Source organism: Cellulomonas sp. P4_H12, assembly GCF_056400905.1.
The window spans coordinates 1-692 of sequence record NZ_JBFUKJ010000084.1; the positions used below are offsets into that span (position 1 = coordinate 1).

General features: G+C 63.7%; 2 protein-coding genes. One reads left to right on the forward strand and one right to left on the reverse strand.

Annotation, left to right across the window (positions count from 1 at the left end):
* Positions 1 to 171: 171 nt before the first annotated feature.
* Positions 172 to 297 carry a hypothetical protein gene (locus AC1DQC_RS19870; protein ID WP_477052952.1) on the forward strand — a complete coding sequence of 42 codons (126 nt, stop codon included), beginning with the start codon at positions 172 to 174 and terminating at the stop codon, positions 295 to 297.
* A gap of 98 nt (positions 298 to 395) precedes the next feature.
* Here the strand turns inward: AC1DQC_RS19870 and AC1DQC_RS19875 are convergent.
* On the reverse strand, positions 396 to 692 hold a 297-nt coding region (locus tag AC1DQC_RS19875; protein ID WP_477052953.1), incomplete at its 5' end, for an ANTAR domain-containing protein.

Consider the following 692-nt stretch of genomic DNA (forward strand, 5'->3'; position numbering starts at 1 on the left):
CTCCGAGACCGACGACGAGGGGCGACCAAACCTGTTCGACAAGGTGCCCGTTGCTGCCGTGGTGGGCAACGAGGACGGTGCGCACCGGATCGCCGCGGACCTGTACCAGGCGCTGAATGACTGTGGATTCACGATTCACACCCAAGGCTGCACTACTGGAACGGTGAAGCCATGACGCCCGGCGACAAACTCGCCGGCATCCCGGACGCCGTGGCATCCGCGAATGCAGTTCTGGCAAGTAACGCCGTTCACCTGGCCGATTCGCTGCGCAACCGTCCCTATCCGCCGCCGCGCTGACGACTGGGACGACGAGCGCGGCCGCCGCGTGTCGCACTCACCACAGCGACGAAGCGACAGGCTGAGAGGGGTGCGCCAAGGGTGCACCCCGCCGAAATCTATTGGCTCGCCTCGTCGTTACCAGCATGGCCGACTGACAACAGGAGATGGTCGAATCGACTACGGAGATCTGGCGGCATCTTGACCGCAGTGGGCAATGCCGCGACCAACTGCTCGGCGATCACGCGGAGTTTGACGTTCGATTCCTGTGAGCACCAGACCAGTACTTCGAAGGCGTGATCGGCGTCGATGCCGTAGACGGMCATCAGGACACCCTTGGCTTGTTCGATCGTGGCGCGGGCCTCAACGACCTCGGGCAGTTTTTCGGCGAGGACCCGACGAGTGTCGTCCTGGAC